Source organism: Enterobacter sp. PP-008-ECC_S150 (genome assembly GCF_045257065.1).
In the GTDB taxonomy this organism is placed as follows: Bacteria; Pseudomonadota; Gammaproteobacteria; order Enterobacterales; family Enterobacteriaceae; genus Enterobacter; species Enterobacter chengduensis.
In genome coordinates, this window is the sequence record NZ_JBJHHG010000015.1 from 1 (window position 1) to 21,775 (window position 21,775).

General features: G+C 55.9%; 19 protein-coding genes and 1 pseudogene. 13 read left to right on the forward strand and 7 right to left on the reverse strand.

Annotation, left to right across the window (positions count from 1 at the left end):
• Nucleotides 1-279: 279 nt before the first annotated feature.
• Entirely contained in the window at nt 280-582 is a 303-nt protein-coding gene (locus ACJBF3_RS16360) for a hypothetical protein (RefSeq protein WP_371196652.1), read from the forward strand.
• A 33-nt stretch (nt 583-615) separates the two neighbouring features.
• On the opposite strand, the gene ACJBF3_RS16365 is transcribed toward ACJBF3_RS16360, so the two are convergent.
• Nucleotides 616-1,896 carry an O-antigen polymerase gene (locus tag ACJBF3_RS16365; protein ID WP_308464013.1) on the reverse strand — a complete coding sequence of 427 codons (1,281 nt, stop codon included), beginning with the start codon at nt 1,894-1,896 and terminating at the stop codon, nt 616-618.
• 122 nt (nt 1,897-2,018) lie between these two features.
• On the opposite strand from ACJBF3_RS16365, the pseudogene ACJBF3_RS16370 reads away from it, so the two are divergent.
• The 6 genes and pseudogenes from ACJBF3_RS16370 (at nt 2,019) to pheP (ending at nt 9,050) form a co-directional block, all read left to right on the forward strand.
• Nucleotides 2,019-2,404: pseudogene (locus ACJBF3_RS16370) on the forward strand (S24 family peptidase).
• Nucleotides 2,405-2,728: 324 nt separating this feature from the next.
• Complete coding sequence (locus ACJBF3_RS16375) at nt 2,729-3,559, forward strand: CPBP family intramembrane glutamic endopeptidase (protein ID WP_045325546.1); 831 nt, start codon at nt 2,729-2,731, stop codon at nt 3,557-3,559.
• A gap of 358 nt (nt 3,560-3,917) precedes the next feature.
• Nucleotides 3,918-4,934, forward strand: a complete 1,017-nt coding sequence (locus tag ACJBF3_RS16380) for an iron ABC transporter substrate-binding protein (protein WP_045325548.1) — start codon at nt 3,918-3,920, stop codon at nt 4,932-4,934.
• Nucleotides 4,935-4,958: 24 nt separating this feature from the next.
• Entirely contained in the window at nt 4,959-6,533 is a 1,575-nt protein-coding gene (locus ACJBF3_RS16385; RefSeq protein WP_045325550.1) for an iron ABC transporter permease, read from the forward strand.
• 1 nt (nt 6,534) lies between these two features.
• Nucleotides 6,535-7,557: an ABC transporter ATP-binding protein gene (locus ACJBF3_RS16390; protein ID WP_045325553.1), complete on the forward strand. Its 1,023-nt coding sequence runs from the start codon at nt 6,535-6,537 to the stop codon at nt 7,555-7,557.
• 104 nt (nt 7,558-7,661) lie between these two features.
• A complete protein-coding gene (gene pheP, locus ACJBF3_RS16395) occupies nt 7,662-9,050 on the forward strand; it encodes a phenylalanine transporter (protein ID WP_045325555.1) in 1,389 nt (462 codons plus the stop codon).
• A gap of 123 nt (nt 9,051-9,173) precedes the next feature.
• On the opposite strand, the gene ACJBF3_RS16400 is transcribed toward pheP, so the two are convergent.
• Both ACJBF3_RS16400 and ACJBF3_RS16405 read right to left on the reverse strand, forming a co-directional pair.
• Nucleotides 9,174-10,415 (reverse strand): mechanosensitive ion channel family protein, encoded by a 1,242-nt coding sequence (locus ACJBF3_RS16400; protein ID WP_045325556.1) that lies wholly within the window; start codon nt 10,413-10,415, stop codon nt 9,174-9,176.
• Nucleotides 10,416-10,480: 65 nt separating this feature from the next.
• The gene (locus ACJBF3_RS16405; RefSeq protein ID WP_045325558.1) at nt 10,481-11,917 is read right to left on the reverse strand and encodes an MFS transporter; all 1,437 of its coding nucleotides are present in this window, start codon (nt 11,915-11,917) and stop codon (nt 10,481-10,483) included.
• A gap of 107 nt (nt 11,918-12,024) precedes the next feature.
• Between ACJBF3_RS16405 and ACJBF3_RS16410 the strand changes: the two genes are divergently transcribed.
• Complete coding sequence (locus ACJBF3_RS16410) at nt 12,025-12,894, forward strand: helix-turn-helix transcriptional regulator (protein ID WP_045325561.1); 870 nt, start codon at nt 12,025-12,027, stop codon at nt 12,892-12,894.
• A gap of 152 nt (nt 12,895-13,046) precedes the next feature.
• The gene (locus ACJBF3_RS16415) at nt 13,047-13,649 is read left to right on the forward strand and encodes a hypothetical protein (RefSeq protein ID WP_045325563.1); all 603 of its coding nucleotides are present in this window, start codon (nt 13,047-13,049) and stop codon (nt 13,647-13,649) included.
• 27 nt (nt 13,650-13,676) lie between these two features.
• Here the strand turns inward: ACJBF3_RS16415 and nfsB are convergent, their stop codons facing one another.
• The 3 genes from nfsB to ACJBF3_RS16430 form a co-directional block, all read right to left on the reverse strand.
• Nucleotides 13,677-14,330 carry an oxygen-insensitive NAD(P)H nitroreductase gene (nfsB, locus tag ACJBF3_RS16420; protein ID WP_045325565.1) on the reverse strand — a complete coding sequence of 218 codons (654 nt, stop codon included), beginning with the start codon at nt 14,328-14,330 and terminating at the stop codon, nt 13,677-13,679.
• A 120-nt stretch (nt 14,331-14,450) separates the two neighbouring features.
• Nucleotides 14,451-14,819: an MmcQ/YjbR family DNA-binding protein gene (locus ACJBF3_RS16425; protein WP_045325568.1), complete on the reverse strand. Its 369-nt coding sequence runs from the start codon at nt 14,817-14,819 to the stop codon at nt 14,451-14,453.
• Complete coding sequence (locus ACJBF3_RS16430) at nt 14,809-15,399, reverse strand: TetR/AcrR family transcriptional regulator (RefSeq protein ID WP_047717693.1); 591 nt, start codon at nt 15,397-15,399, stop codon at nt 14,809-14,811. The genes ACJBF3_RS16425 and ACJBF3_RS16430 overlap by 11 nt, the downstream gene beginning before the upstream one ends.
• Nucleotides 15,400-15,589: 190 nt before the next feature.
• On the opposite strand from ACJBF3_RS16430, the gene ACJBF3_RS16435 reads away from it, so the two are divergent.
• Together ACJBF3_RS16435 and ACJBF3_RS16440 are read left to right on the forward strand one after the other, a co-directional pair.
• Nucleotides 15,590-16,693 carry an MBL fold metallo-hydrolase gene (locus ACJBF3_RS16435; RefSeq protein WP_045325570.1) on the forward strand — a complete coding sequence of 368 codons (1,104 nt, stop codon included), beginning with the start codon at nt 15,590-15,592 and terminating at the stop codon, nt 16,691-16,693.
• A gap of 32 nt (nt 16,694-16,725) precedes the next feature.
• Entirely contained in the window at nt 16,726-17,067 is a 342-nt protein-coding gene (locus ACJBF3_RS16440) for a RamA family antibiotic efflux transcriptional regulator (RefSeq protein ID WP_010428317.1), read from the forward strand.
• Nucleotides 17,068-17,121: 54 nt separating this feature from the next.
• On the opposite strand, the gene ACJBF3_RS16445 is transcribed toward ACJBF3_RS16440, so the two are convergent.
• Entirely contained in the window at nt 17,122-17,370 is a 249-nt protein-coding gene (locus ACJBF3_RS16445; RefSeq protein WP_013097677.1) for a DUF1158 domain-containing protein, read from the reverse strand.
• Nucleotides 17,371-17,848: 478 nt separating this feature from the next.
• On the opposite strand from ACJBF3_RS16445, the gene ACJBF3_RS16450 reads away from it, so the two are divergent.
• Nucleotides 17,849-20,557, forward strand: a complete 2,709-nt coding sequence (locus ACJBF3_RS16450) for a cation-transporting P-type ATPase (protein WP_045325572.1) — start codon at nt 17,849-17,851, stop codon at nt 20,555-20,557.
• 149 nt (nt 20,558-20,706) lie between these two features.
• Nucleotides 20,707-21,771, forward strand: a complete 1,065-nt coding sequence (locus tag ACJBF3_RS16455; protein WP_045325573.1) for an efflux RND transporter periplasmic adaptor subunit — start codon at nt 20,707-20,709, stop codon at nt 21,769-21,771.
• Nucleotides 21,772-21,775: the final 4 nt, after the last annotated feature.

The window sequence follows — 21,775 nt, forward strand, 5'->3', positions numbered from 1 at the left end:
ATTCAGCACTGAATTATCAGACGCCATCAGAGTTTGCAGCACGGTGGCGAAATGAAAAATGTGAAGGTAAACAAACCGACATTACTAACTGATAGTTGTATCTAATACTGGGGGCAGGTCAAACCTATTTGAAATGAGGTTTGCATCTGTAACAGATACATCTATATCTGCGAAGCTATCTTCAGAAGATGCGAGCATGTATAGCGTAATATATATTTCCCTTCAACATGCTCAATATCTTATTCAACCATTAAAGTAAGTGCCAGTTTTACAAAAAATATGGCGCGAACAGCTGTTTTTGAAGGTGGACAGCAGGGCGGAGGAAATGTATACGTTTGCTATCCAGCATCAGTATCATTGACAAGCTATAGCCTGACAGGTGCAACGCCATTTTTCTCAACAACTTCAATATATGATTGGGTAACTAGCGCCTATCCATTGTCATCTGGAGGTGGTACTGACTATAACCTACCAGCATCATACACAACAAAAACAAATGGACAACTTTATGGCATAGGTTACAACGAGACTGGAGCGGTCAGAACTGCAACTGTTACGCTTATGCTGCAAAGACTGTTATAAAAAGCCGCCCTATTAGGGCGGCCTTCTAATTTATTAAACAACATTTCCGGCCTTAGTTACTTCTTGATAATCACGAGGGAGTCCAGTTTTTGATGGAATTCTGCGCGTGAAGAACTTAAACACTATAGCCATGCAGATAAGCATCTTAATATTGCCGGATATGTTTGTAATTATCGTTTCAGATAAAAACTCTGTAATAATACCAATGCTTAAAATAGAGTAGAATGCCAGCATCAACAAGTTTCCTAATTTAGCCATAGAGTAAACCGCTGATAGCATAACTCCATAAATAATAGCACCAAGTATGACCCCATAATAACCCATGTCACTATAGAATGGTTGCATGACAGTATAAACGTTTGTTGGCGTAGGTACATATGCATAATCAAGTATAGTCTTAACTGGCTCATCGCCTGATAATCCTGATTTAAATGCGATTGCGTGAACGAATCTTAGCGTATAATCACCTGACCAGTTTATTCCCGAGTCAATTAGATGACCAAAGGCGATTATAGGTGAGTAAATGTAAGTCCCGAACACATAGGCTATTGATGAAGAGTCTCCATCAGACATGCGATAAAAATGCATAACAAGCATCAAAGACAAAACAACAGGAACCATCACGGCTAGCCTTTTCTTGCTCAGCCCACGCTTCATCTCATAGATGGTGATGAACATCATTATTGGCGTTATTACAGCAAACTTACCCATAGTTCCAATGGCAAAGAGAACAAGCCACGCAAATATTGAGATCTTATCTATCAGTCGTGATTTAAACAAGCATATAGAAGCAAACATTGCCATTACGATTGGATAAAATGAAGGCATAAATGTGAAAGTTTCGTATGGATAGTCGTCTTCTATGTTAGCAAGTCTAAGGTTTAACAGGAAGTTAACAGGACCACCTGACCCGACCTTATATATCTCATATGCAGTTATGGCACAGGCAGGTATTACAAATAAAGAATACCGTGAGCATAGTCTATTTGGAATGTAATTTACGTATACTCTGGATTTAATTCTCTGCGCATTCTCTACCGACATGTAGACAAATGAAGTAATGACTATCCATATCATCAGGCAATAGAATGACTCTTCTCTAAAAGCGTCAAAGCTATCATAGGATAAATACCCAACAAATGACATTATAGACCACGACAATAGAGTAAGAAATACCGGGGACGTAATCCCAACCTTCATGAACCGCAAAGAAACGAATAATAAGAATGCACACGTAAGAAATATTATAACTAAATATATCATTATCTCATCCATCCCAATTAATGGTAAGACATAATCCTCATTACCATGCATGGAAAAAAGCCCAAAAAATCAGAACTATCGTAATTTTGGAGAGTCTAGCACGAGGCCAGCTATTGATCGACACCATAAAATTGTATACTGTATGCATATACAGTAGCTATCGGAGGTGCATCATGGGATTCCCGAGTCCTGCAGCAGACTACGTAGAAGAACGCATATCTCTCGACAAGCGCATCATCACCAGACCAGCCGCCACATACTTCATGCGTGCCGGTGCAACACATTACCGCGAGGGAATAATCAGCGGCGCTCTGCTTGTCGTTGATGCATCGCTAAGGCCATGTGATGGGTCATTGCTGGTTTGCAGAATGGAAGGCGAGATGAGGATAAAGCGATATCGTCAATCGCCAGACCTCATCTGGAAGATTTACAGACAGGAAGGTGCGAAGAGATACCGGTTCGCGATGACGGAACGAGCCCGGATGCGATATTTGGTGTGATCACCTACATTATCAACGATGCGGGTGCAGGTGAGTTTGATGATTGCCCGGTTATGTGAAGGGAAAATGCATAGCTATGACTGAGGCATGGCTGCGCACTCTCTGTGTCACAGATATGTCATGCATGGATGAGTCGTAACGAAATGCAGAAGCATATAACGACACGTAATGACACAAGTCCGGTGCGAGCGCGGAAAAACTAATGACTTTACAGTGTGTTAAATGATACTCTACGTTCTTCTAAGCCGTAGGTCGTAGGTTCGAATCCTACAGGGCGTGCCATTTCATTTCATTGAGTTACGCCTCCTTCACATCCTGTGGGTTCCGTTGTGGGACATATTTGGGACATCGACCCTAAAATTTCTCGGTCATGAAGGACATTTATGTGGTATCTACTCGCAACTTCGCTTGCCGCGCTTTCCCTTAATAAAAGCCTGGCTTATCTGATGCTTGGATTAACGGCATTTCTCGGCTGGAAACAGAGTATTCTCGACGCCCCGGCGCTGCTGGTGATTGCAACAATCGTTGTTGGCTGGTCTGTCGTTGAATGGCTGCGTCATAAAAATAATAACGCTATTTATCTGGTTGAAGGCCTGTGCGTGGCCATCGCCGTTGCCCTGGTTCTGCATGCGATCCCCGGCTTCCATAACCCGAAAGTGCTGGATGGGGTCGTCGTTGGGGCGCAAAGCAAACCGTTCAGTATGTACTTTAATATGGACAAGGCACTGGTGCCGTTCTTTTTAATAACCTGCATGCCAACGTTATTCGTAGCAACCCCCCTCTGTAAAGCTGGCAGGGTCGGCTGGGGAATATTGGCTCTTGCCATACCCGCGCTGTTACTGCTGGCGGTTGCGTTAGGCGGGTTGAGAATTGAGTTGCATGCGCCAGAATGGTTCGCTCAATTTGCCCTTGCGAATATTTTCTTCGTCTCTTTGGCCGAGGAGGCCTTGTTCAGAGGCTATCTGCAGCAGCGCTTGTCCCGAATTGTTCATCCTGTTGTGGCGCTGCTGATTGCCGCAGTTATTTTTGGCCTAATGCATTATAGCGGCGGTTTACTCCTGATTATTTTTGCCAGCCTCTCCGGTATTATTTACGGCATCGCGTGGATGTGGAGCGGCAGGCTCTGGGTTGCAACGTTATTCCACTTTGGGCTGAACTGCGTGCATTTATTGTTCTTTACCTATCCGATGTATGCTCCTCACGCAGCTATGTGATTCATTTTAAAATAGTAGCCTTATCCATTTGGCGACTTGCGGATAAGCAAAAAAAGCCCCGAAAGCTCGGGGCTTTTTTCATATATACCGGGCGCACGAATAACAGATTTATCTTCGCGTCAAAATGAATAGAAGGCTAATGAGTCTTATTGCGGGCAATCTTAAGGTTTTCTTAATCTAAATATCATCCTGAATTAAAATGTGGGTTTTTATCTTTCTAAAATCTGCAATTAAGAAATTTTACACTTTTACGCGTAAACTTGATTGATACTAATTATCATTAGCGTTGTTGTATGCTTTAATCCTGTCCCACAATGCTGTGCGTCATTATTCCCGTTGCTCTGTTAAGGATATGTTCATGAATTCTCGCCTGCTGTCCTGCTTCTCGCTTGCCTTGTTGTCTTCATCCCTTTTCCTTTCCACACAATCAGTTGCCGCCGATAACAGCGAAGGTATCGTTGTCTATAACGCGCAGCATGAAAACCTGGTGAAGTCGTGGGTGGACGGTTTTACTAAAGAAACCGGCATCAAGGTGACTTTGCGTAATGGTGATGACAGCGAGCTGGGTAACCAGCTGGTTCAGGAAGGCAGCGCCTCGCCGGCCGACGTATTTCTGACGGAAAACTCGCCGTCGATGGTGCTGGTGGATAACGCCAACCTGTTTGCCCCGCTGGATGCAGCCACCCTGGAGCAGGTACCTGCAGAGTATCGTCCCGCTCACGGCCGCTGGATCGGGATTGCCGCCCGCAGTACCGTATTCGTCTACAACCCGGCAAAACTGAGCGAACAGCAGCTGCCTAAGTCGCTGATGGATCTGGCGAAGCCCGAGTGGAAAGGCCGCTGGGCGGCATCGCCGTCAGGCGCGGATTTCCAGGCCATCGTGAGCGCGATGCTGGCGCTGAAAGGCGAAAAGGCCACCCTGGAATGGCTCAAGGCGATGAAAGCCAACTTCGTTGCCTATAAAGGCAACAGCACCGTGATGAAAGCGGTCAATGCCGGTCAGATTGATGGCGGCGTGATCTATCACTACTACCGCTTTGTCGACCAGTCCAAAACCGGCGAAAACAGCAAAAACACCCAGCTCTACTACTTCAAACACCAGGATCCGGGCGCGTTTGTGAGCCTCTCTGGCGGCGGCGTGCTGGCCTCCAGCAAGCACAAAGCGCAGGCGCAGGCCTTCGTTAAATACATTACCGGTAAAGAAGGTCAGGAAAGCCTGCGCACTAACAATGCCTTTGAATATGCAGTGGGCGTGAACGCGGCCTCAAACCCGAAGCTGGTTCCGCTGAAAGATCTGGATGCCCCGAAAGTTGAACCTTCAACGCTCAACAGTAAAAAAGTTATCGAGCTGATGACGCAGGCCGGTCTGCTGTGATCCTGAGAGTGAAGTGAAGGTCTTATGTCTGGTCTGAGTCTCGACATCGGAAAAAACAGCGTGCAGGAGCCTGCCCGCAGGCGTCCTGCACTGCCGATGGTTGCGTTAGCTGTATTGTTTTCATTAATGGCGCTTCTGCCTCTGGGTTTTATCATTGCCATTGGCATTGAGACCGGCTGGGAAACCATCAAGACGCTGGTGTTCCGCCCGCGCGTGGCCGAGCTGCTCAGCAACACGCTGTGGCTAACGGCCTTAGCGGTTCCGCTCTGTATCATGACGGGCGTGGCAATCGCCTGGCTCACCGAGCGCACGCAGCTTGCCGGGCGGGGGATCTGGTCCGCGCTGGCGGTTGCGCCGCTGGCGATCCCCGCGTTTGTGCAAAGCTACGCCTGGGTGAGCGTGGTGCCGTCCCTGCATGGCCTTTCCGCGGGCGTGTTCCTCTCCGTTCTGGCCTACTATCCGTTTATTTATATGCCGGTTGCGGCGGTGCTGCGTCGCCTTGACCCGACGCTGGAAGATGTCGCCGCCTCGCTCGGCACGCCTCCGTGGCGGGTCTTTTTCCGCGTGGTGCTGCCCCAGCTCAAGCTGGCTATCTGCGGCGGCGCGCTGCTGGTGGCGCTGCACCTGCTGGCGGAGTACGGCCTGTACGTGATGATCCGCTTTGATACCTTCACCACGGCCATTTATGACCAGTTCCAGTCTACCTTCAGCGGCCCGGCGGCGAACATGCTGGCGGGCGTGCTGGCCTTGTGCTGCCTGGCGATCTTAGTGCTGGAAGGGGTGACGCGCGGCAAAGCACGCTACGCGCGCATTGGCGCCGGGGCCGCGCGCGAGCAGAAGCGCTGGCCGCTGAAGCCTGCGGCTGCCGCGCTGGGCCAGCTGTTTTTCATTGTGCTGATCGTTCTGGCGCTGGGCGTGCCGTTGATTGTCCTGTGCCGCTGGATTTGGCTCGGCGGCGTGCAAAACTGGATGAATGCCGATCTCTGGCACTCGCTGCGCCAGACGCTGATGCTCGGCGTGGGCGGCGCACTCCTGACGACGGCGTGCGTGATCCCCATCGCGTGGCTCGGGATCCGCTATCCCCGCCGTATCTTCCGGATGCTGGAAGGGTGCATCTATATCACCAGTTCGCTGCCGGGGATTGTCACCGCGCTGGCGCTGGTCACGGTCACCATTCATTACGCCCGTCCGATTTACCAGACGGAAATTACCCTGTTCCTGGCCTACCTGCTGATGTTTATGCCCCGTGCGCTTATCAACCTGCGGGCGGGCATTGCGCAGGCGCCGGTTGAGCTGGAGAACGTGGCGCGCAGTCTGGGCAGCACGCCCGCAAAGGCGCTCTGGAGCGTCACGATGCGGCTGGCCGCGCCGGGTGCGGCTGCGGGGGCGGCGCTGGTTTTCCTCGGCGTCAGCAACGAGTTGACCGCCACGCTGCTGCTCTCGCCGCTGGGCACGCGCACGCTCTCCACCGGATTCTGGGCGCTGACCAGTGAAATTGACTATGTGGCCGCCGCGCCTTACGCGATGCTGATGATCCTGATTTCACTCCCGCTGACCGCCATTCTCTATATGCAGTCGAAAAAAATTGCAGGGCTATAACATGCTTGAATTAACCGCCATTTCTAAATCGTTTTCTGACGTGCAGGTGCTCGACAGCTTAAACCTGAGCGTTGCGCCGGGGAGCAGGACGGCGATTGTCGGGCCGTCCGGGTCGGGGAAAACCACGCTGCTGCGCATTCTTGCCGGGTTCGAAACGCCTGACGCGGGGCGCATTGTCATGCAGGGGAACACGCTGTTTGATGAAAACAATTTTGTTCCCGCCCACCTGCGCCGGATTGGCTTTGTGCCTCAGGAGGGCGCGCTGTTCCCGCATCTCAACGTGGCAGACAACATTGCCTGGGGGCTGGACGGCACCCGCCACGAGAAGCGCCAGCGCGTAGAGGCGCTAATGGAGATGGTCTCTCTGGACCGGCAGCTCGCAACGCACTGGCCCCATGAGATTTCCGGCGGACAGCAGCAGCGCGTGGCGCTTGCCCGTGCGCTGGCCCAGCGTCCTTCGCTGATGCTGCTTGATGAACCGTTCTCGGCGCTGGATACCGGCCTGCGCGCCATGACGCGTAAGGCAACGGCAGACCTGCTTGCCGACGCGGGCGTAGCCTCGATTCTGGTCACCCACGATCAGAACGAAGCGCTGTCGTTTGCCACGCAGGTGGCCGTCATGCGCGCCGGGCGCTTTACGCAGGTCGGTACGCCCTATGACGTATACACCCGTCCCGTTGACGAAGAGACGGCGCTGTTTCTTGGCGATGCCGTGATCCTGCCTGCCCGGCTGGGCGCCGGGTATGCCGTATGCGCGCTGGGTAACGTACCAACGGATAACGCGCATGCGGCTGGAGAGGGCAAGGTGATGATGCGCCCTGAGCAACTACGCGTGACGGCATGTGCATCGCACGAAAGCCCGATTTCGATTCTTGATGTGGATTTTACCGGCCAGCTGTCGACGCTCACCCTGGGGCTACCCGGGCAGCAGCAGCCCGTGATCGTCAAGACCGTCAGCCAGCCAGGATGGAACCCGGGCACGGCGGTACGCATTGACGTTATGGGCACCGCGCGCGTTTTATGATTCTTACCACCTCGTTATCCGGGGTACGGATGCCCCAATCCCTTGCTACCTCCAGCATGAAGTGTTAAAACGTGCCCCTTCTAAAAAAGAGACAGGGGTAGGACGTGAAAGACGCGTCATCCGCTTCAGGCCAGGGTAGTGCCGAAGCCACGTCGGATCAGAATCCGACGCTGCAACGTGGTTTGCAAAATCGACATATTCAGTTAATTGCCCTCGGCGGCGCCATCGGTACCGGGCTGTTCCTCGGCATCGGCCCCGCGATTCAGATGGCGGGCCCGGCGGTTCTGCTGGGCTACGCTATCGCCGGGATTATTGCCTTCCTGATCATGCGCCAGCTTGGCGAGATGGTCGTTGAAGAGCCGGTTTCAGGCTCCTTTGCGCACTTTGCCTATAAATACTGGGGCCCGTTTGCCGGCTTCCTCTCCGGCTGGAACTACTGGGTCATGTTCGTGCTGGTGGGGATGGCGGAGCTGACCGCCGCAGGCATCTATATGCAGTACTGGCTGCCGGATGTCCCGACGTGGATCTGGGCGGCGGCTTTCTTCATCATTATTAACGCGGTTAACCTCGTCAACGTGCGCCTGTACGGCGAAACCGAATTCTGGTTTGCGCTGATCAAGGTGCTGGCGATTATCGGGATGATCGGTTTTGGCCTGTGGCTGCTGTTCTCCGGCCACGGCGGCGAGCGCGCCACGATCGACAACCTGTGGCAGCACGGCGGCTTCCTCGCCACCGGCTGGAAAGGGCTTATCCTCTCCCTGGCCGTGATCATGTTCTCTTTCGGTGGATTAGAGCTGATTGGCATTACCGCCGCTGAGGCGCGCGACCCGCATAAAAGCATTCCAAAAGCGGTTAACCAGGTCGTGTACCGTATCCTGCTGTTCTACATCGGCTCGCTGGTGGTGCTGCTGGCGCTCTATCCGTGGGTAGAAGTGAAGTCCGACAGCAGCCCGTTCGTGATGATTTTCCACGATCTGAACAGCAACGTGGTCGCCTCTGCGCTCAACTTCGTCATTCTGGTGGCGTCGCTGTCGGTCTATAACAGTGGGGTTTACTCCAACAGCCGCATGCTGTTTGGCCTCTCCGTGCAGGGCAACGCGCCGAAGTTCCTCACCCGCGTCAGCCGCCGCGGCGTGCCGATCAATTCGCTGCTCCTTTCCGGGGCGATTACGTCTTTAGTCGTGCTGATCAACTACCTCTTGCCAAAAGCGGCGTTTGGCCTGCTGATGGCGCTGGTTGTCGCCACGCTGTTGCTGAACTGGATTATGATCTGCCTCGCACACCTGCGCTTTCGCGCCGCGATGCGCCGCAAGGGACGCGAGACGCAGTTCAAAGCGCTGCTTTATCCTGCGGGGAACTACCTCTGTATCGCCTTCCTGGGGCTGATTCTGGTGCTGATGTGCACCATGGACGAGATGCGTCTTTCGGCGATGCTGCTGCCGGTGTGGGTGGTGTTCCTGTTTATTGCGTTTAAGCTCTCTCGCAAAAAGTAGCGTGTCTTTCTCCCTCTCCCGGTGGGCTGAGGGCACCAGACCGCGCCCGGTGGCGCTGCGCTTACCGGGCCTACAAAACCAGGGTAGGCCGGGTCAGGCGAAGCCGCCACCCGGCAACTCACCTCACCGAGGCTGAGGCGTCAACGAGCGAATATCGTTCCCGGTCGGTGACTGGTGAATACGCAGTCCAAATTCATCCACCACCGCGAAAATATGGTCGAAGATGTCGGCCTGAATTTCCTCATATTCCGCCCACACCACCGTGTTGGTGAAGGCATATATTTCAATCGGCAGACCGTTCGCGTCAGGCGCGAGCTGGCGCACCATCAGCGTCATATCTTTTCGAATGCGCGGGTGGTTGCGCAGATATTCGTTCAGGTAGGCGCGGAAGGTGCCAATATTGGTCATCTTCCGCAGGTTTAATACCGACTCCCCTTCGCCGTTCTGCTGGTTCCACAGGTTTATTTCCTCGTGTCGTGCGGCGAGATAGGGCTTCAGCAGTTTTGCCTGAATAAGTTTCTGCTGTTCCTGCTCGTCGAGAAAATGAATGCTGGTGGTATCAATGTTCAGGCTGCGCTTAATGCGACGCCCGCCGGAGGCCGACATCCCGCTCCAGTTGATAAAGGCGTCGGAAACCAGCGCCCACGTCGGAATGGTGGTAATCGTATTATCGAAATTGCGCACCTTAACGGTGGTCAGCCCAATGTCCGTCACCGTGCCGTTGGCGCCGTATTTCGGCATCTCCAGCCAGTCGCCAAGCTTGAGCATGTCGTTGGCGGAAAGCTGAATGCCTGCGACAAGCCCCAGTATCGGGTCTTTGAATACCAGCATTAACACCGCCGCCATAGCGCCCAGACCGCTGATCAGAATCGCCGGGGACTGGCCGATCAGCAGGGAGATAATCAATATCCCCACCAGGATCGCGCTCACCAGCTTGATGCCCTGAAAAATCCCTTTCAGCGGCAGCTGAGACGCGGTGGCCATTTTCTGTGAAAGATTAAAAATCACGTCCAGCAGCGAGAAGAAGGAGAGCAGGGCGTACACCATCACCCACAGCTTCGCGCAGGTGGTGAGTATTTCCGCCGCTTCGCTGCCTTTTTGCAGCCACAGTACGGCCTGGACGTTGACGATTATCCCCTGAAGGGTAAACGCCAGACGGTGAAATAATTTATTCTGGGTAATGATCTGCAGCCATAAATGGCTGCTGGCCTGCGCGCGCTTTTCGAAAGCGCGAAGCACCACTTTGTGGAGAATAAAATGAACGATGATGGCGGTAAGAAAAATAATACCAAAGATAATCACTAAAGAGGTGGTGTGATTAATTTCAATGCCTAACTCTTCAACCTGAGCAATTAATTCCTGCATAACGTCTCCTGTATTGTTGCAGCCCCATAATGGCGGCTGCGGATCTATTATGCAAATTCACTGGCCTATTTGGCGGTCTGACAGACTTTCGCGACAGGCAGGCACAGGCGATGGCGCATACGCAGCGTCGCCAGGGCCAGCACGACCATCATGACCGTTTCCACCGTCAGGAAGACGTTCACCGCCTGGGTGTAATCCCCGTGATGGTTTTGTAGCGCGTGCAGCAAAATGGCACCAAAAATGGCCGGTCCAAGCCCCAGCGCGGCCTGCTGCAGCGTGCTGAGAATGGCGCTCGCGGCCCCCGCGTCGTCAGGCTTGATATCGCGCATCCCGATGCGGTAGAAGCTGTTGACGATCAGCGCCTGCCCATAGCCAACCAGCCCGGTGGCAGGTGCCAGCGTCAGGGCCGTATTTTGCACGCCCCAGTAGCGAAACGTGGCGATCAGCGCCAGCAGGCCAGCAATCTGGATCGCCAGCCCCGTCAGCAAAATGGTGCTGGTGCTGTAGCGAGCAATCAGCCGCGGCGCAAACCATGCGGAGATAAAATAGGTCACCCCGAGGGCGATAAAACTGTTCCCGGACTGCCAGGGCGCCATCCCCAGACCGGTTTGCATGGTCAGCGCCATACAGAACATAAACCCGGACCAGACGCTGAAAAAGAGCATCGCAATCAGTGTGCCAAAGCGGACGCTGCGAAGCGCAAGCAGGCGCGGCGGGATCAGCGGGTGGGCATTCTCGCGCTCTTTTTTACGCGCATTGAGCGCCATCAGCCAGGCCAGCGGGACGAGTGCGAGCAGCATCGCCTTAAGCGGCCAGGACCAGTGCCACTGCGGACCGAGCGCCATCGGAAACAGCAGGCAACAAAGCATAATCGCCAGCAGCACGGTACCCGTCCAGTCGATGCGTGACGGCGTCTCGCGACGGGTTTCCGGCACGTAGCGGCGGCTCAGCGCCAGCACCGCCAGGCAGATCGGCACGTTAATAAAGAAGGCGTTACGCCAGCCCAGCCCGGCGATATCCGCCGACACCAGCCAGCCGCCGCCCATCTGGCCCACGATAAACGCGATCCCACCGATGCCGCCAAACAGGCTGATGGCCTTCGCGTGCGCCGTACCTTTCAGCGTCACGTGCAGCGTGGCAAGAATTTGCGGCACGATCAGGGCGGCTCCCGCGCCCTGAACGATGCGCGCGGCCAGCAGCTGCGCAATGTTCCCCGCCAAACCGCACAGCAGCGAGGCCAGGCCAAAGCTCGCCACGCCCCACATAAACAGGCGACGACGGCCCAGGTTATCCCCCAGCTTGCTGCCGAGCGCGAGGCAGACGGCGAAGGCTACGCCGTAGAGGGCGACAATCAGCTCCAGCTCGGTGGCGGTGGCGTGCAGCGAACGGGTGATGGCGTCCAGCGCCACGTTGGTGATTGAGGTATCAATCATCGGCAGCATCTGGCCGGTAAGCAGCAGTATCAGGCCAGCGCGGCCCTGTGAAACAACTGACGTATTCATGGTAACTCCATTGCGTCATTCATCAGATGGTCGTAGCATCAACCATCTGATAAACGGGTACCAGTTCTTGCTTATACTGGTACTGGCACTACCATGCAGGGGGAGTTATGGCCTTGATGTCTGAACCTGTTACCTCACGTCAGGATGACACGCGAAAGCAGCTGGGCGCATTTTTACGCGCCCGGCGTGAAAGCCTCGACCCGCAGCGTCTCGGGCTGCCGCGCAGCGGTCGCCGCCGCACGCCGGGTCTGCGCCGGGAAGAGGTGGCGATGCTCGCTGACGTGGGCGTGACCTGGTACACCTGGCTTGAGCAGGGCAGGGACGTCAATCCGTCCAGCGCGGTGATGGCCGCGGTAGCGAAAGCGCTGCAATGTACCCCGACCGAGGCCCGACACCTGTTCGTGCTGGCCGGGTTGCCGCCGGGTGAAGCGCCGCAGGCGGTCTGCTGCGAGGGGATCAGCGAAGGCACGCGCCGCCTGCTGGATACGCTTATGCCGAAACCCGCCAGCATCCAGAAACCAAATTTCGACATCGTGGCGTGGAACGACAGCTTCGGGCACCTGATGGGTGTGGATTTCAATGCAATCCCGCCGGAAGATCGCAACTGTATTTACCTGTTCCTCACCCATCCGGCGTGGCGCGCGCGCCTCGGCAGGCGCGACGACGTGCTGCCCATCTTTGTCTCCTATTTCCGCGCGGCGATGGCCGAACACCGGGGTGACCCGCTGTGGGAGGCCAAACTGGCGCGCTTCTTTGCGGTGTCCGAAGAGTTTAAAACCCTGTGGCACCAGCGCAACGACGTGCGCGGCGTGGAGAACCAGCTCAAGCTGTTTACCCATCCCGAGCTGGGGGATTTTACGCTGCAGCAGATGTACTGGTACTCCGCGCCGCGAAACGGCTCGCGGCTGCTGGTGTACCTCCCGGTGGATGAAGCGGGGGAGAGGGCAATGGCATGGCTGGCGGCGCAGGGGAAATAGGTTTTCTGCGAGGGGCTTTCAGGGAATGAGAGCTCTCTCTGCTAAGAGGATAGGACAGGTGTAAGGTGGTGTTTAAAGTAAACCAGCCGACTGCATCGACATCGTTTCGATGAGGTACTAAGTCGTCTATACTCACGCCATGAGCAACCACCATGTCGCCACTGATGATTGATTCCGCAGATTTTAGCCAGAAATTAGGCCTTATCTCCCGAAACGTCGAACATACCGAAGCGTTTCTTGCGCGAGGCACGGTGGATTTTCACCTGCCCGGATTTATCCTGCCTGCAGGATATCGCCTGTTAAAATCGCGCTACGGCGATGAATACCGTCTCGTGACCACCGACGAGGGAAAACCCTATACGGCGTATGCCGTGAAGCTGACGTTTCATAAAGAAATTACCTTTCCTCACGGGGCCGCCACGCAAGTGATGGTCTGGCGTACGCCGCGCGCGGTCCATCAATCCGTAATCAGCGGGTTGCCACAACTTTTCTTTCAGTGGGTGCTCAGCGAATACGACATCGTGGTCTCAGACAGCGAGCAGACCGGCGACGGACAGCGGTTTTGGTTACGCATGATCGACTGGGCGTTCAGCATGAATTATCAGATAAGCGTGGCGGACGGAACGGTAGGTGAAGAGTGGCGCTTAACCCCGGTGAGTTCTTACGCCGAACTGGAAGAGCGCTGGATTGCGTTTGCCTGGGGATACGACCGCGATGTGCATCCACATCGCAGGCTCGTCATCAGTAAAGCGTAACGGGCCGCACTGTGCGGCCCGTTTTGATTAGCACTCGGTCATAATCGTGCTCAGCGGCAGGCGAGACTTCGGCAGCGTGGCGTTGAAATCTTCTACGCTGTGATGCCCAACCGGTACCACCACCAGGCTGGTGAAGCCTTTCTCTTTCAGGCCAAACTCTTCGTCGAGAATGGCGGCGTCGAAACCTTCAATCGGTACCGCGTCCAGACCCATCGCGGCCACGCCCAGCAGGAAGTTACCGACGTTCAGGTAAACCTGCTTCGCCATCCACTGGTCGTCATCTTTCAGATCCACGCGGTGCATGTCGGCGAAATAGGTGCGGCCCTTGTGGTTCGCCGCTTTAGCTTCCGGCGTGTTGAAACGGCCATCGGCCTCTTCCTGATCGACAACGCGCTCCAGCCAGGCATCGTCCATTGCGGTTTTCGCGCAGAACACCACCACGTGAGACGCATCCAGCATTTTGCGTTCGTTGAACACATAGGTGCCCGCGGCGGATTTCGCCACGCGCGCTTTCCCTTCCTCGGTGCTGGCAACAATGAAGTGCCACGGCTGGGAGTTGGTGCTGGACGGGCTGTACTGCAGCAGGGTTTTGATTTTTTCCGCTTCTTCTGCGGTCAGTTTTTTGCTTGCGTCGAACGCCTTGGTTGAGTGGCGTTTCAGGGCGACAGAAATGATATCCATAACAACTCCTGGTGATGAAATTCGCCCGCTCGCGGGCGCGAAAGGAGAGCAGATTACAGCGGGACGCGAAAAAAGATAAGTGCAATTCGAGCGTTTAATCTGTTCGTCCCAGACGAACAATCAGGCCGGGCGTATCCACTTCTGGTCTTTTTTCGGCAGCTTATCGACGACCAGATTCCAGGAATCATTAATGAGGTCGGCAACCAGTTCCGGCGTCATGTCGTCGGTGCCGTAAAGCGAAATCCAGTGCTTTTTATTCAGATGGTAACCCGGCTCAACGCCCCGGTAGATCTGCTGATTTAACAGGGACTTTTCCGGATCGGATTTCAGGCTAACGTGCGCCCGTCCGCGTGCGGTTGCCATCAGCATGAAAATTTTCCCGCCGACTTTGAAGACGTCGTACTCCGGGCCGAACGGCCAGCAGTGTTCGGTAAAAGGCATCTCCAGCGCGACGCGCTTCGCGTATTCCTGCAGGGATTTACTGTCCATCGCTCTCCTCCTGAGCCAGCCCGCGCCACATGGCCTCAAAACCCAGCGATTTAAAATCAACGGCACGGGAAGGATCGCGGGTGGCAAACTCCATGGTGGTTTCCGCCAGCGATAAGAACAGCGCATCGCCAAAGGTCTTAAATTCATCCGACATAAACACCGGGCGCACTGAACGACGACACAGTTCATGCAGCTCCGGGAACATCTCTTTCACCGCCTGTTCCGTTTCGGCGCTCAGCTTTTCACTGACGCCAATCTGGCGGATCGCCGCATGCGCAACCGGGTTACGAATGCCCCAGTCCACATAGCTGTTCCAGATATTGCGGGTATGTTCTTTAGGCAGCGTGATGGTGCGATCGAGGTTCGCCAGCATGGTCTGGCAGAGATCCTGCTTCAGGTGCAGATAGAGGGCATTCAGCAGATCGTCTTTCGTAGCAAAGTAGCGGAACAGAGTGCCTTCGGCGACGCCCGCCTTGCGGGCAATAAGCGCCGTTGAGGCGGCAATGCCTGACTGTGCAAACGCCGCCGTTGCGGCGTCCAGTAAGGCCTGTTTTTTATCTTCACTCTTCGGACGTGCCACTAAATTTTTCCTCCTGTCAATTATAAAAACCCTGATTGAAACACGTGCTTTGACACGCTGCAACGCGGAATGTCAAAGATCGAAAACGTCTTGACGACTTTATCATCATATCTATAATGAGTGCTTACTCACTCATAATCAAGTTTACCCTGCGCACACCGTCGGATGGGGCGCGTTTTCGGGTCAGGATATGAAAAAACCTCTCTTCATCTGCGTGGTGTTAATCATGATTATTGCTTCAGCCGCGAGTTTGCCGTTTGTTCTGAATGCCGGATTCGGCCAGCCGCCTCAGGGTGAACGGCTCACTGAAGTGGAGGCCTCCCCACAGTATCGCGAGGGGAAATTCCACAATACGCTGCCGACGCCTGGCTTTACCGGGCAACAAAATATGCTGGTGGCGTGGTGGCAATTTCTGACCCGTAAAACCGAAAACGCCCGCCCGGCTCAGCCGCTGCCGCTGGTGAAAACCGATCTGGCGAGCCTGCCGCGGGAGCAGGACACCCTGGTGTGGCTCGGCCACTCCTCGTGGTACCTGCAGCTCGCGGGCAAACGCATTCTGATCGATCCGGTCCTCGGTAACTATGCCGCGCCGTTCTCGTTTCTCAATAAAGCCTTTGCCGGCGAGTATCCGTGGCGCGCTGACAGCATGCCGGAGATCGACCTGCTGATTATCTCGCACGATCACTACGATCACCTGGATTACTCCACCATCAAGGCGCTGCTGCCGAAGGTGAAGCGCGTGGTGACGCCGCTTGGGGTAGGGTCACACCTGCGCTACTGGGGGATGAAGCCTGAAATTATTGACGAGCGCGACTGGAACCAGTCGGTACGCATCAGCGATGAATTGACCGTGCACGTGCTGCCGGCGCGCCACTTCTCCGGGCGCGGCATCAAGCGTGACCAGACCCTGTGGGGCAGCTTTATGTTCGTCACGCCAGCGCAGAAGGTTTACTACAGCGGGGATTCCGGCTACGGCCCGCACTTTAAGGCCATCGGCGAGCAGTTTGAGGGCGTGGACGTCGCCATCATGGAAAACGGCCAGTACGACCAGGACTGGAAGTACATCCACATGCTGCCGGAGGAAACGGCTCAGGCCTCGGCGGATCTGAACGCGAAAGCCGTGGTGCCCGGTCATAACGGACGCTTCGTGCTGGCGAAACACGCGTGGAACGATCCGCTGATCCAGCTGGCAAAAGCCAGCCAGGATAAAAATTATCGGTTGCTCACGCCGGAACTGGGCGAGCCCGTCCGGGTGAGTGATACCACGCAAACCTTTCGTGCGTGGTGGGAATAATGTTTAAGCGAGAAGCAGAGGGGGACAGCTGTATGACCATTTCCGCTCAAGTCATCGACACTATCGTCGAATGGATCGACGACAACCTGCATCAGCCATTGCGCATAGAAGAGATTGCCCGCCACGCGGGTTATTCGAAGTGGCATCTGCAGCGGTTGTTTATGCAGTACAAAGGGGAGAGTCTGGGGCGCTATATCCGTGAACGCAAGCTGCTGCTGGCGGCACGCGATCTGCGTGAGTCCGACGCGCGGGTGTACGACATCTGCCTGCGTTACGGGTTTGACTCGCAGCAGACGTTTACCCGCATCTTTACCCGGACATTCAACCAGCCGCCTGGCGCGTACCGCAAAGAGAACCATAGCCAGACACATTAAGATGTCGCATCGAGGCCGAGTAAGGCGTAGCCGCCACCCGGCTTTTTTGTGCGCTCACGACGCCAGTGAAAACCAGCGGCGCCAGACGAAACGCAGTACGAAGAATTCGATGGCGCCCAGCAGTAAAAACCACACGCAGAACAGAATGGTGTAGAGCTGGTTCAGATCGACCATGTGAAAGGTCTGAACCAGCTTCTGCGCCAGCACCAGGCCCAGCGATGGCGCGGGTAACAGCAGGCAGGAGAGCAGGGCCAGCAATAAAATGCCGCCTGCCGTAAGCAGCGATTCTAACGGGTGTTTCATCGTAATGTTAATCGTCAGTTAAAAATGTCATTGTCCGGCATCCTGTAACGTAAAGCAATATCAGCTACTCTGGCGTTGTTGAATAAAATAACGCTATTATTTTGCGAATAAAAAACAAAACGCGGTCAGATATTCATATTACTATCGCGTTATGTAAATAAACGTCTTTATCAGGAAAATAATTTTACAAATGTATATGTGCTATAACCAATTAACGTGGCAATAACAATGGCCGCGATGACATATAACACCAGTCGGCGTCCGCGATAAATACCCCACATGGTTCCCCCTCGTTTAGTATTGGTTTAGAAATATTTTGTAAAAATCAGGTCGTCGAATTAGTTTTAATCAGTTTTGAATAACCGTGAAGTCATTATATTGCGGTAGATCAAATTTACCCGCAAGACTTTAAAATGAATTTATTTAAGCCAGAAAGGAATTCAGGCTTCTGTTCACCGGATATTGAAGGAAAAATACGATGACCGAAAAAAAACGCTCCCCAAACATGCCGCCTTCCGGCGGGTTGGCATACCAGCAGACCGTAGAGCAGGTGCTCGCTCACGCGCAGAGCCAGGCCAGCGGTCTCGATCGTGCAGAGGCGCTGGCGCGTCTGCAAAAAACAGGGCCAAACGCGCTGCCGGAGAAAAAAGGCAAACCTGCCTGGCTGCGTTTTTTAGCCCATTTTAATGATGTGTTGATTTATGTCCTGCTGGCCGCCGCCGTATTAACGGCAATAATGGGCCACTGGGTGGATACGCTGGTTATTTTGGGCGTGGCGGTAATCAATGCCTTAATTGGCCATATTCAGGAAAGCAACGCGGAAAAATCGCTGAAGAGTATTCGAAATATGCTCGCCAGCGAGGCGCGCGTTATTCGCAATGGCAACCATGAAACCATACCGACGACTGATATAGTCCCGGGCGATATTATTGTTTTACGCGCCGGGGATCGTATTCCGGCGGATATGCGCTTAATCGAAGCGCATAATTTACGCGTGGAAGAGGCGATTCTGACCGGCGAATCCACCGTGGTGGATAAACACGTTAACCCGCTGAGCGGCGAATTACCGCTGGGCGATCGCACCAACATGGTCTTCTCCGGGACGACCGTGAGCGCGGGCGGCGGCGTCGGCGTGGTCACCGCGACCGGTCAGGAGACGGAACTCGGCCACATCAACCAGATGATGGCGGGCATTGAAAAACACCGCACGCCGCTGCTGGTGCAGATGGACAAGCTGGGTAAAGCGATCTTCGCGATTATTCTGGCGATGATGGCCGCGCTGTTTGTCTTCAGCCTGGCGTTCCGCGAGATCCCGATGGGCGAGCTGCTGCTCTCCCTGATTAGCCTGGCGGTGGCCTCCGTGCCGGAAGGTCTGCCTGCGATTATCTCCATCATCCTCTCCCTGGGCGTGCAGGCGATGGCGCGCAAGCGGGCGATTATCCGCAAGCTGCCGACGGTGGAAACGCTCGGCGCGATGACCGTGGTCTGCTCGGATAAAACCGGCACCCTGACGATGAACGAGATGACGGTTAAAGCCATCATCACCGCCGACGCCTGCTACCGCGTGGACGGCAACAGCTACGAGCCGGTAGGCAATATCTACCTGGAAGGCAGCGACGAGGCGGTCCACATCCAGCCGGGCACCGTGCTGGAGCAGTACCTGCGCACCATCGACCTGTGTAACGACAGCCAGCTGATTCAGGACGAGCGCGGCCTGTGGGGCATCACCGGCGGCCCGACCGAGGGCGCGCTGAAGGTGCTGGCGGCGAAGGCCAGCCTTGAGCCGGTCATGAGCACGCTGGTCAATAAGATCCCGTTCGACTCGCAGTACAAGTACATGAGCACCCACTACCAGATTGGCGGTGAGGAGCAGATCCTGATCACCGGCGCGCCGGACGTCATTTTCGCCCTCTGCGCGCAGCAGCAGACCCGCCACGGTGCGGAGGCCTTCAACCGCGCGTACTGGGAAAGCGAGATGGAGCGCTATGCGCGTCAGGGGCTGCGCATGGTTGCCGCGGCGTTCAAGCCGGCTAACGGCGAGCAGGCGCTGACGCACGACGACCTGAGCCACGGCCTGATCTTCCTCGGCATCGCCGGGATGATGGATCCCCCGCGTCCGGAAGCGATTGACGCCATTAACGCCTGCCAGCAGGCCGGGATCCGCGTGAAGATGATCACCGGGGATCACCCGCAGACGGCGATGAGCATCGGCCAGATGCTGGGGATCAGCAACAGCGAGCAGGCGGTCACCGGCTACGAGCTGGAGAAGATGGACGACGCTACGCTGGCGGACGCGGCGGTGAAGTACGACATCTTTGCCCGTACCAGCCCGGAGCATAAGCTGCGCCTGGTGAAAGCGCTGCAGGACAAAGGTGAAATCGTCGGCATGACCGGTGACGGCGTGAACGATGCCCCGGCGCTGCGTCAGGCGGACGTCGGCATCGCCATGGGCATCAAGGGCACGGAAGTGACCAAAGAGGCGGCGGATATGGTCCTGACGGACGACAACTTCGCCACCATCGCCAGCGCGGTGAAGGAGGGGCGTCGCGTTTACGACAACCTGAAGAAGACGATTCTGTTCATCATGCCGACCAACCTGGCGCAGGGGCTGCTGATTGTGATTGCGCTGCTCGCCGGGAACATCATTCCGCTGACGCCGGTGCTGATTCTGTGGATGAACATGGCGACCTCCGCCACGCTCTCCTTCGGCCTGGCCTTTGAGGCCGCCGAGCGCAACATTATGCGTCGTCCGCCGCGTCAGACCGGGCAGCACGTGATGGATGCCTATGCCGTATGGCGCGTGGCCTTCGTCGGCACCATGATTGCCATCGCCGCCTTCGCGCTGGAAGCCTGGCTTGCCCCGCGCGGCCACAGCGCGGAGTTCATCCGCACCGTGCTGCTGCAGATGCTGGTCTGCGCCCAGTGGGTGTACATGATTAACTGCCGCAACACCGAAGGATTCTCCCTCAACCGCGGCCTGCTGGCGAACAAAGGGATCTGGCTGGTGACGGGCGTGCTGTTCCTGCTCCAGGCGGCGATTATCTACCTGCCGTTTATGCAGATGCTGTTCGGCACCGAAGCGCTGCCGCTGCGCTACTGGTTTGTGACCCTGGCGGTTGCAGGAGCGATGTTCTTCGTCGTCGAAATCGAGAAGCGACTGACCCGCAGGTTCCGTAAGGCTGCATAACGAAAACCTTGAAACCTTACCCCTCACCCTAACCCTCTCCCCATAGGGGAGAGGGGATCGTCTGGTACTCTCCCTTGGGCTCGGTTTTCTCCCTCGCCCCTTTGGGGAGAGGGCCGGGGTGAGGGGTGAAATCACGCTGAGGTACTCCCATGAAACTCCCGCTCCTGTTCGTCCTCCTCGTCTGCACGCTGCCACCCGCATTTGCCGCCGCCATTCCCGTACGCGTTGCCACCGTAGAGCAGACCGCCCACGCCGCCGAACGGCAGATCCCGGGCCGCATCGAAGCTATCCACACCGTTGAGCTGCGCGCGCGTACGGAGGGCGTCATTACCAAAATTCACTTCCGCGACGGGCAGTACGTGAAAAAAGGCGACGTGCTGTTCGAGCTGGACGACGCCGAGCCGCGCGCCGCCCTGCGCCTGGCGCAGGCCGAAGTGAAAAGCGCCGAAGCCACGCTGCGCCAGGCGCAGCAGCAGCTGTCCCGGTTTGAAAGCCTGGGCAGCAGCAACGCCATCAGTCGTCACGACGTGGACAACGCCCGCATGCAGCGGGACGTGGCAAGCGCCGCGCTGGAGCAGGCAAAAGCCCGGCTCGACACCCGCAGCGTGACCCTGAACTACACCCGCATCGCCTCGCCGATTGACGGTCGCGTGGGGCACAGCCGGTTCCACGTCGGAAGCCTGGTGAATCCCGCAAGCGGCGTGCTGGTGGAGGTGGTGCAGCTTGACCCGATCCGCATCGCCTTTGCGCTGGAAGAGGGGGCGTTCGCCACCAAAGCCGGAGAGCATGCGGATATCCGCGCCATGAAGCAGGCCTGGCAGGCGCTGATCGACAGCAACGGCCAGCGCGTCAGCGGCGAGCTGACGTCGGTGGATAACCGCATCGACCCGCGCACCGCCAGCGTGATGCTGCGCGCCGAGTTTGCCAATCCGCGCCACCAGCTGCTGCCCGGCGGCAATGTGAACGTGTTTTTGCGCCCGGCAAGCGAGCAGCCGGTACTGATCCTGCCCGCCGCTGCCGTACAGCAGAACGGTGACGGATTCTTTGCCTGGATGGTCAATGCCGAGGGCAAAGCCGAAATGCGCCCGCTGAAGGTGGCCGGACAGATCGGACAGCAGTTTCAGATTGCCTCCGGCGTAAAGCCCGGTGAGCGAGCGATTACTGACGGCGCGCAGCGCGTGCAGCCCGGCGCTGCCGTCCAGATACTGAATTAAGGAG

What these genes read in the sequence shown, in the direction of transcription:
- ACJBF3_RS16365 (WP_308464013.1), bottom strand. Translation starts at nt 1,896, where the DNA reads ATGCATGGTAATGAGGATTATGTCTTACCATTAATTGGGATGGATGAG.
- ACJBF3_RS16415 (WP_045325563.1), top strand. Translation starts at nt 13,047, where the DNA reads ATGTCGCCACTGATGATTGATTCCGCAGATTTTAGCCAGAAATTAGGC.
- ACJBF3_RS16455 (WP_045325573.1), top strand. Translation starts at nt 20,707, where the DNA reads ATGAAACTCCCGCTCCTGTTCGTCCTCCTCGTCTGCACGCTGCCACCC.
- ACJBF3_RS16425 (WP_045325568.1), bottom strand. Translation starts at nt 14,819, where the DNA reads ATGGACAGTAAATCCCTGCAGGAATACGCGAAGCGCGTCGCGCTGGAG.
- ACJBF3_RS16450 (WP_045325572.1), top strand. Translation starts at nt 17,849, where the DNA reads ATGACCGAAAAAAAACGCTCCCCAAACATGCCGCCTTCCGGCGGGTTG.
- ACJBF3_RS16390 (WP_045325553.1), top strand. Translation starts at nt 6,535, where the DNA reads ATGCTTGAATTAACCGCCATTTCTAAATCGTTTTCTGACGTGCAGGTG.
- ACJBF3_RS16445 (WP_013097677.1), bottom strand. Translation starts at nt 17,370, where the DNA reads ATGAAACACCCGTTAGAATCGCTGCTTACGGCAGGCGGCATTTTATTG.
- ACJBF3_RS16360 (WP_371196652.1), top strand. Translation starts at nt 280, where the DNA reads ATGGCGCGAACAGCTGTTTTTGAAGGTGGACAGCAGGGCGGAGGAAAT.
- ACJBF3_RS16375 (WP_045325546.1), top strand. Translation starts at nt 2,729, where the DNA reads ATGTGGTATCTACTCGCAACTTCGCTTGCCGCGCTTTCCCTTAATAAA.
- ACJBF3_RS16410 (WP_045325561.1), top strand. Translation starts at nt 12,025, where the DNA reads ATGGCCTTGATGTCTGAACCTGTTACCTCACGTCAGGATGACACGCGA.
- ACJBF3_RS16380 (WP_045325548.1), top strand. Translation starts at nt 3,918, where the DNA reads ATGAATTCTCGCCTGCTGTCCTGCTTCTCGCTTGCCTTGTTGTCTTCA.
- ACJBF3_RS16405 (WP_045325558.1), bottom strand. Translation starts at nt 11,917, where the DNA reads ATGAATACGTCAGTTGTTTCACAGGGCCGCGCTGGCCTGATACTGCTG.
- ACJBF3_RS16440 (WP_010428317.1), top strand. Translation starts at nt 16,726, where the DNA reads ATGACCATTTCCGCTCAAGTCATCGACACTATCGTCGAATGGATCGAC.
- ACJBF3_RS16400 (WP_045325556.1), bottom strand. Translation starts at nt 10,415, where the DNA reads ATGCAGGAATTAATTGCTCAGGTTGAAGAGTTAGGCATTGAAATTAAT.
- ACJBF3_RS16435 (WP_045325570.1), top strand. Translation starts at nt 15,590, where the DNA reads ATGAAAAAACCTCTCTTCATCTGCGTGGTGTTAATCATGATTATTGCT.
- nfsB (WP_045325565.1), bottom strand. Translation starts at nt 14,330, where the DNA reads ATGGATATCATTTCTGTCGCCCTGAAACGCCACTCAACCAAGGCGTTC.
- ACJBF3_RS16385 (WP_045325550.1), top strand. Translation starts at nt 4,959, where the DNA reads ATGTCTGGTCTGAGTCTCGACATCGGAAAAAACAGCGTGCAGGAGCCT.